Annotated in this window: 7 protein-coding genes; 5 read left to right on the top strand and 2 right to left on the bottom strand. The window is 61.1% G+C overall.

Annotation, left to right across the window (positions count from 1 at the left end):
• The first annotated feature begins 72 nt into the window (after positions 1-72).
• Entirely contained in the window at positions 73-861 is a 789-nt protein-coding gene (locus AB4Z11_RS15880) for an SDR family NAD(P)-dependent oxidoreductase (protein WP_442026215.1), read from the top strand.
• A 49-nt stretch (positions 862-910) separates the two neighbouring features.
• Here the strand turns inward: AB4Z11_RS15880 and AB4Z11_RS15875 are convergent, their stop codons facing one another.
• The gene (locus AB4Z11_RS15875; protein WP_442026214.1) at positions 911-1,489 is read right to left on the bottom strand and encodes a YdeI/OmpD-associated family protein; all 579 of its coding nucleotides are present in this window, start codon (positions 1,487-1,489) and stop codon (positions 911-913) included.
• Between the two features lie 75 nt (positions 1,490-1,564).
• On the opposite strand from AB4Z11_RS15875, the gene AB4Z11_RS15870 reads away from it, so the two are divergent.
• The 3 genes from AB4Z11_RS15870 (at position 1,565) to AB4Z11_RS15860 (ending at position 6,387) form a co-directional block, all read left to right on the top strand.
• Positions 1,565-3,436: a hypothetical protein gene (locus tag AB4Z11_RS15870; RefSeq protein WP_442026213.1), complete on the top strand. Its 1,872-nt coding sequence runs from the start codon at positions 1,565-1,567 to the stop codon at positions 3,434-3,436.
• A 145-nt stretch (positions 3,437-3,581) separates the two neighbouring features.
• Positions 3,582-5,393 (top strand): hypothetical protein, encoded by a 1,812-nt coding sequence (locus AB4Z11_RS15865; RefSeq protein WP_442026212.1) that lies wholly within the window; start codon positions 3,582-3,584, stop codon positions 5,391-5,393.
• A 43-nt stretch (positions 5,394-5,436) separates the two neighbouring features.
• On the top strand, positions 5,437-6,387 hold the full coding sequence (locus AB4Z11_RS15860) for a LysR substrate-binding domain-containing protein (RefSeq protein WP_442026211.1): 951 nt from the start codon (positions 5,437-5,439) through the stop codon (positions 6,385-6,387).
• On the opposite strand, the gene AB4Z11_RS15855 is transcribed toward AB4Z11_RS15860, so the two are convergent.
• On the bottom strand, positions 6,334-6,618 hold the full coding sequence (locus AB4Z11_RS15855; RefSeq protein ID WP_442026210.1) for a DUF2917 domain-containing protein: 285 nt from the start codon (positions 6,616-6,618) through the stop codon (positions 6,334-6,336). The genes AB4Z11_RS15860 and AB4Z11_RS15855 overlap by 54 nt on opposite strands.
• A gap of 169 nt (positions 6,619-6,787) precedes the next feature.
• On the opposite strand from AB4Z11_RS15855, the gene AB4Z11_RS15850 reads away from it, so the two are divergent.
• Positions 6,788-7,876, top strand: a 1,089-nt coding sequence (locus AB4Z11_RS15850; RefSeq protein WP_442026209.1) for an MFS transporter, incomplete at its 3' end; no start/stop codon positions are given.

The following is a 7,876-nucleotide window of genomic DNA, read 5'->3' as shown; positions in this document are numbered from 1 at the left end:
AAATACGTCCAATGGGACTCAATTTAGGGCTCTACACTGCCAATGTCAACCAAATCTTTACAGGAGCAAGTCATGACAAACAAGCAAACCGCCCTCATTACCGGCGCATCCACCGGCATCGGCGCAGTGTACGCAGACCGCCTCGCAGGCCGCGGCTTCAACCTCGTTCTGGTGGCCCGCAATGCGGACAAGCTGAATGCGCTTGCTGCGGAGCTGCGCAGCAAGCACGGTGTGGCCGTCGAAACCATCGCCGCCGACCTGGCCAATCCGGCCCAACTGGCCCAAGTCGAGGGCCGTCTGGCCGACGATGCCAATATCACCACGCTGGTGAATAACGCGGGCCTGGGCGCCACCGCCCCGCTGATCGATTCCACCATCGATCACCTGGACGCGATGATCGACCTGAACGTGAAAGCGCTGACCCGTCTGGCGCGCGCTGTGGCGCCGCGCCTTGYCGCGAAAGGCAGCGGCACCATCATCAATATCGCCTCCATCGTGGCGCTGGCGCCGGAACTACTGAATGGCGTGTACGGCGGCTCCAAGGCCTTCGTGCTGGCCCTGACCCAATCGCTGCAGCATGAACTGGGCAGCAAGGGCGTGCGCGTGCAGGCCGTGCTGCCAGGCGCGATCGAAACCCCGTTCTGGGACAAGGCGGGCGTGCCGGTCACCCATCTGCCGACCGGTATCGTGATGCAGGTGGATGACCTGGTGGATGCAGCGCTGGCCGGCCTGGATCTGGGTGAAGTGATCACCATCCCGTCGCTGCCGGATGCGGCCGAGTGGGAAAGCCTGAACAACGCGCGCCTGGCAATGGGTCCGAAACTGTCGCGCGAAGTGCCGGCAGATCGCTACCGCCGCTAATCGCGTTACTTCGGCCTGGCGACCACAATCTGAAGGTCGCCAAGCCCGCTCAGGCTTGCGGATAAATCGTTTCGCCGCGTTCGAGCATGGCGACGAATTCGGCGATGCGCTTCGCCCGCGTTTCGGCGCGCTTGGCACTGTGTGTGCGGAACAGGATGGCGTAACGATTATGGCTGTTCAAGGTGGCGAAGAACTTCTTCGCTTTCGGGCTGGCGTCCAGCGCGGCCTGCAGATCACCCGGCACCGTGGCGGCGCTCCATGAATCGTAGGCTTGCTCCCAGCGGCCGTCAGCCTTGGCGCGCTCGATCTCGCGCATGCCGGGTTCGCGCATCAGGCCTTTGTCGATCAAGGCCTGCACTTTCTCCCGATTGATTTTGGACCAGATGCTGCGCGCGGCGCGCGGCGTCCACTTCTGCAGCCAGTAGTTCTCATCGATACTCTTCTTCTGGCCATCGATCCAGCCGAAGCACAAGGCGACATCCAGGGCTTCCGGATACTGCACGGAAGGCTCACCGGCACTTTTCTTCGCGATGCGCATCCAGATGCCGGGACAATTCGCGTGTTCCTTCTCCAGCCAGCGCGTCCAGGCTGTTACATCCTTGAAAAGTTTTTCGTCGAGGGTTGTCATATGGACAGCATTCTAACCATATAATCGTCGATTGGCGGCGCGCCCGCGCAGCACCTTTCATCGAGAGAGGCACTCATGATGTCGTTCCGAATTGCACCCGCAACATGGAAGTGGCTGAATGCGGTCATGGCGCTGTGCATGGCTATGCTGGTGATCTCCGACCTGGGCTATGCCATCCGCCCGCTCATGCTGGAGGGCGTGCGCGGCAGTCTGCGCGTGGAGCTGGACACGGAGTTCAGCCGCCAGTCGACGCCGCCCGGCACGCACTATCTGCACATCATCGCTTTCGAACCGCAATCTCCGCTGGAAGCGGCGGGCGCACAAGCTGGCGATACGCTGCGCTTCGATCACACGCTGGATCGCTGGCGCCGCTTCCGTGTCAATGAGTCCGTGGGCCTGACGATTTACCGCAACGGGATTCCGCGCCATTTGCAGGTGACGGCAGTGTCCTCGCCAATCGGCTTTGCGGAGTATTTCGAGTATTGGGAAAAAACGCTGGCCTGCTTTGTGTCGCTGCTGTTCTGCCTGATGATCGGCTTCAAGCAAGGCGACAAGCCAGCCTACCGCGCACTGGCACTGACCTTCCTCGGCACTGCGGGTGTTTTCTTCATGACTTTCCATTACGCGCCATCCGGCCTCATGCTCCAGGCAGGGAAGACGGCCGGATTGGCGTTGTTGCCGCTGCTCTGGTACTGGTGTGTGCGCTTCTCGCTTGGCTATCAGCCGTACCGTCCGCTCAAGCTGCGGCGCTGGCTGAATAGTGCGTTGCCGGTGTTCCGCGTGCTGTGCCTGGGCAGCGCCGCTTACGGCGTATGGTGGACGCTGGGGAACGAGGCGCCGCTGCTCGGCTTCTTCCTCCTGCTCAGCGCAGGCGGCGGCATGCTGTTCTCGCTGACCAGCATGGTCGAAGGCCTGCTGCAAAGCGGCGGCGAGATCCGCCAGCGCCACGTGTGGCTGCTGGCGTCCTCACTGGTGGGCGCCGTGCCGAGCACCCTGGTCTGGATTCCGGATCTGGACTACGGCATCTATGGCCTGCGGCTGACCGTGTTCGCCGCGCTCACTGGACAGATTCTGATGTACTGCGGCTTTGCTTATGCCGTGCTGCGGCACCGCGTGTTCCATTTCGATTTCGCCGTCAACCGCGCGATGGTGTACAGCGTGGTCAGCGTGCTGCTGCTGTGCTCTGTGGGTCTGCTGGAGTTCCTGTCCAAGTCCCTGATCAAAGGCGAAGAACATGCGCACAAAAGCCTGCTGATGGATGCGGCCATTGCGCTGACGGTCTACCTGGTCTTCCACCAGCTGCACGGACGCATCGAACGCTGGGTGGAAAAGATCTTTTTCTACAAGTGGCACGACAACGAACACAAGCTGCGCCTGTACGTAAAGCAGGCAGCACACTTTACGGAAGTTGATCCGCTGCTGTCCTCCTTCCGTACGGCGATAGACCGCTTCACCGCGCAGGCGGGCTGCGCCATCTATCTGCGCCAGGCCAGCGGCCACTACGCGCTGATGAATGGCACCATGGGCAGCGCACCGGAAGAAGTTGATCCCAACCACGAGCTGGTGGTTGCCCTGCGCGCCGACATGGCGCCCACACCGCTCGACGCTTTCCAGGGCCGCGTGCCGGGCGAGCTGGTGCTGCCAATGAGCCATCGCGGTACGCTGAACGGCTTTGTTCTGTTGTCCGCGAAATCGCAGCAGGAGAGCTATCGCCCGGACGAGATCGAGGTGATGGCCTTCGCCGCGCACCAGATCGGCCTTGATATCCACGCCCTCCGCGTGGAAGCCCTGGAACACGAAGTGCGCGCGCTGGAGCTGCAAGCCGAACAAGCCCGCCGCGAACTGGAAATCATGGCCGGCCGGCGCAAGAACACGCGGCCCTTCACGACCGGTGCACATGAGACGCAAGCGGACACCGGCGCACTCCTACAGCAAACGCAACAGTAGCAAAATGCAAGCGGCCGGATTTCCAGCGGGCTCTATTTCCATCGCTATACTCATAGGAGGTTGATGCGAAAAGACATCTCCCGTAATAAGAACAAGAGGTCTCGCCATGTCACGCTCAAGGCGAAATACACTTCAGTGGCAATGGATGATCGGCACGCTCGTCGTCATATTGTCCAGTTTAATCCTGTTCGACCTGCTTACCGGTTTGTCTCATTGGAATAGACACGGTTCGCTTGGTTTCATTCTCGAAAAAGAGTACGGCAATAGCTTCACCAAGCCGGGCTTTAATGAGCTACGCGTGAAGTCCCTTGATCCAGACACAGAGGCGACGCTTCCCGTAGGGACGCAGCTCAGTTTTACAAACCCCGAAGACAGATGGCGCCAGTTCAAGGCAGGCGAATCAGCGGGAATTCGGATCTCGGCGCCGGAGCCGGATCATCTGGTTGCAATGAAGCGCCCTTTTAATCGCTATGAGCTGGCGGATGTCTTCAGTCGCACCGTACTGAGTGCATTGTCGATTGGCTGTTGTGTGCTGGTCGCGCTGAAGCGCCCGCAAAACAAGCCCTACCAGGCGTTGAGCCAAATGTTTCTGGGATTTGGTGCACTGTATTTCATCACTTCCAGCTTTGGGCCATGGGGCTGGCTCATCATGACCGAGAAGGCAGTCTGCTACGGTGCCCTGCCGTTCATCTGGTATTTTTGCGTCGTCTTCGCGCTGGGTTACCAGCCTTACCACGAATCTCATTTGCGTACGGCCTTGAATCACTCGCGGTACGTCTTGCTGGCCATTGCTTCACTCACTGCGCTTGCAGGAATTTGCTGGAGCTTTGGGTTGACGGCCCATCCCGTCATGAAGTTCCTGACCGAATCGCTTTTGCCGGGTCTGCTGTTTTGCGCAGCGTTCGGATTGATCGTAACGCTCATCAGTCTGATCGATGGCCTGCGTCAAAGTACGGGAGAATTCCGGCACCGTCACGGATGGCTGCTGGCATCCACGCTCTTGTGTGCGATCCCTAGCATCGTCGTGTGGATACCCTGGCCGGCAGATGTCTCCACCGCAACCGCATTCATCGCGCTGGGAGGGCAGTGCGCCATGTACGTTGGTCTTTCGTACGCCACGCTGAAACATCGCGTCTTTAATTTCGATTTCGCCGTGAACCGCTTGGTGGTGTATGGCCTTTCCAGCCTGTTGATGATTTTGCTGCTAGGCGGCTGGGAATTATTTGCGCACGATCACGTCAAGGAATTCGTTAAAGGCATCGGGGGCGACGCCCTCGCCGTGCTTGCATTGCTTAGCCTGTTTGTCCTTTACCATTATCTGCATCACAAGGTAGAGAAGCTGGTTGAAGAATATATTTTCTCCGTGTGGCATCACAATGAATTGCGGCTAAAGCAGTTCGTTGCCAAGGCCGAGCATTTCACATCGGACGATGCCTTGCTGACGGCATTCCGCGTCGCACTGGTCCATTTCACCAGACACGGCGACTGCGCCATTTACAAGATCAACAATTCGGATGGGAACTTTGAACTCGTGCGCGGAAAAATTCGTTCATGCCCAACCTCGATAAACAAGGACGAGCCGATAGCTATCGCCTTGCGTGCCTTATTAATGCCCATCCACTCTCAACATCACACGCCGCGTCTGCCAGGCGAACTGCTTCTTCCCATGACCCATCGCGGCGCCTTGATCGGCTTTGTTGTATTGGGTGGGAAAGGGGATCATCAAAACTTCCGTCCTGACGAAGTGAAAGTGCTGGCCACCTCGGCGCTGCAGATCGGCCTGGACCTGCACGCCCTGCAGGCAGAACAGATGTCGAAGGAGTTGAAGAGTGTCACCAGCAAAGCCGAGAAGCAGCAGGTAGAGCTGTCGCTGATGGCCGGCCGCCGACGCAATGGGCGAGCACAGCAAGTGCCCGTCGGCATGGCTGCACCACATGATCTACAATCATCCGCATGAGCGAACGCCGTAGCACGGGCTGCGGCTGCCATGAGGAGATTGCATGCCGCACCCGCTTTTATCGCTGCCACCGCTGGATGCCTTGCGTGGCTTTGTCGCGGCTGCGCGGCGGTTGAGTATCACGGCGGCGGCCGAGGATTTGTGCCTGACGCAGTCGGCGGTCAGCCGCCAGATTCAGGCACTGGAAGAACGCCTCGGTACGCGCCTGTTCACGCGCAGTAACCGCAGCATCGCGCTGACGCCGGCCGGCGAGCAGCTGTTCCGGCTTGCTTCGCCATGGATGGACCGGCTGGGTGAGCTGGCAGAGTCGCTGCGCGGTGAGCGCCGCGCGCGGCCGGTGACGATTTCGGCCAGCGTTGGCGTAGCGGCCTTGTGGATTCTGCCGCGGCTGGGCGCTTTTCTGTCGGCGCATCCCGACATCGATGTGCGCGTGGCGGCCAGCAATCGCGTGATGGATCTGGCGCAGGAGGGCGTGGATCTCGCCATTCGCTACAGTCCAACGTCAGCTCCGCCCGAGCACGCGATTCACTTGTTCCATGAGGACGTGGTGCCGGTTGCCAGTCCGGCAGTGGCGGCCAGTGCCTTCGCCGGCGATGACGAGCTGCTTGGCCAGGTGCTGCTGGATCTCGATGACCGGCGCCGTCCCTGGCTGCATTGGGCGCAATGGCTGGAAGACTGGCAGCTACTGCGCAAGCCGAAAGGGACGCTGCAGTTCAATCAATACGATCAGCTGATTCAGGCCGCGGTGGAAGGGCATGGCGTGGCGCTGGGCCGCGTGCCGCTGATTCTGCCCCTCCTGAAAGATGGCCGGCTGGTGGCTCAGCACGAACGCCGCCGCAGCGTGCCCGCTTACAGCTATTGGCTGATTCAGGCCGAAGCCGAGCCGCGTGCGGAGGTGATCGTGTTCCGAGACTGGCTGGTGGAGCAGCTGGCGTCGACCTCACAGGAGCTGGCGCAGGCGCTGCCCAAAGCGCGCCAGCACGCCGGCCGCTGAGCGGTTCTGCTGCGTTCTGAGTTCGAACGACACCGCGTCGTTGCGGTGCACGCTGGACAGGTAGTGCTGCTGGGCGTTCAGCAGCACGCTTTGGCCGGCTTCCAGCACACAGTCTTCGCCGTCGCGCTGCCCCACGATCCACAGAATGCCGCGAAGGCAGCGCACGCGCACGGTGCCTTCGGGCGAGAGGGATGCCATCTGGCGGGCCTGTAAAGTCATCAGCATATTCATGACGCACTCCTTGTACGCCTTCATTCTGCGCTCACTGCGGCGCTCGTGCCAACGCTGATTTCGCATCCTATCCATGCACACAGCGCATGGATGACATGCCAAATGAACGCTCGCGGCGCCTTGCTGCGCGGCGCTATGCTCGGATTAGTTGAATTCCGGGAGAGCATCAATGAAATTTTTGAAGTCACCGCTCGCTGCGGTGCTGTGCGGCGGCATCATCATGGGACTGGCTCTGGGCATGCGCCACGTGCAGGGTTTATTCATGCTGCCGATGACCTCCGCACGCGGTTGGGGACGCGAGGATTTTGCGTTGGCCATCGCTTTGCAGAATCTGGTGTGGGGGCTGATGCAGCCGATTACCGGCATGCTGGCCGACCGTTTCGGCTCGCGGTGCGTGCTGCTGGGCGGGTGCGTGCTGTATGCGATTGGCTTGTACCTCATGGCGCATGCGGGGAGCAGCACTGAACTAGCTTTGTCCGGCGGGCTGCTGATCGGGATGGCGCTGGCGGGGACGTCCTTCGGCACCGTGTACGGCGCGTTGAACCGCATCGTTTCGCCGTCGCGGCGCAGCTGGGCGTTGGGGCTGGCGGGAGCGGTCGGTGGCGTTGGACAGTTTGCCATGGTGCCGGCAGCGCAGGGGCTGATCGCCAGCGTGGGCTGGATGGGCGCGCTCATCGCGGTCGCGTTCGTGCTCGCCCTCGCCGCGCCGCTCGCGTTTTCGCTGGACGATAGCGCGGCCATTGACGCCGCCGCTCGTCCCGGCGGCGACGGGGGACGACTCGCGGCTGGCGATGCTGGCTCGATGGGCGCGGCGATTCGGGAGGCGTTGGGGCATCGCGGCTTCTGGCTGCTGAATGCGGGCTTCTTTGCTTGCGGTTTTCAGCTCGCCTTCATTGCCGGCCACTTCCCGGCCTACTTGCGCGACAAGGGCTATTCTGCCAACGTCGGCGTGGCGGCTCTGGCGCTGGTCGCGCTGGCGAATGTGGCGGGGACGTATTTGTGCGGACAACTGGGCAGCCTGTATCGCCGCAAGCATCTGCTGGCCTATCTCTACCTGATCCGCGCCGCGGCGATGCTGGCCTTCATCACGGCTCCGCTGAGTGAAGCGAGCATCTATGTGTTCTCCTTCGTGATGGGCCTGACCTGGCTGGGCACCGTGCCGTTAACGAACGGCCTGGTAAGCCAGGTGTTCGGCGTGCGCTATATCTCCACGCTGTTCGGCTTCGTCTTCGTGGGACACCAGCTAGGTGGCTTCCTC

Origin of the sequence: Pseudoduganella sp. RAF53_2, assembly GCF_052113985.1 — a bacterium.
Lineage (GTDB): Bacteria > Pseudomonadota > Gammaproteobacteria > Burkholderiales > Burkholderiaceae_D > Rugamonas.
Note: the sequence above shows the minus strand (reverse complement) of the source record. Positions and strands in the feature narration are given on the sequence as shown.

What these genes read in the sequence shown, in the direction of transcription:
- AB4Z11_RS15875 (WP_442026214.1), bottom strand. Translation starts at nt 1,489, where the DNA reads ATGACAACCCTCGACGAAAAACTTTTCAAGGATGTAACAGCCTGGACG.
- AB4Z11_RS15870 (WP_442026213.1), top strand. Translation starts at nt 1,565, where the DNA reads ATGATGTCGTTCCGAATTGCACCCGCAACATGGAAGTGGCTGAATGCG.
- AB4Z11_RS15865 (WP_442026212.1), top strand. Translation starts at nt 3,582, where the DNA reads ATGATCGGCACGCTCGTCGTCATATTGTCCAGTTTAATCCTGTTCGAC.
- AB4Z11_RS15860 (WP_442026211.1), top strand. Translation starts at nt 5,437, where the DNA reads ATGCCGCACCCGCTTTTATCGCTGCCACCGCTGGATGCCTTGCGTGGC.
- AB4Z11_RS15855 (WP_442026210.1), bottom strand. Translation starts at nt 6,618, where the DNA reads ATGAATATGCTGATGACTTTACAGGCCCGCCAGATGGCATCCCTCTCG.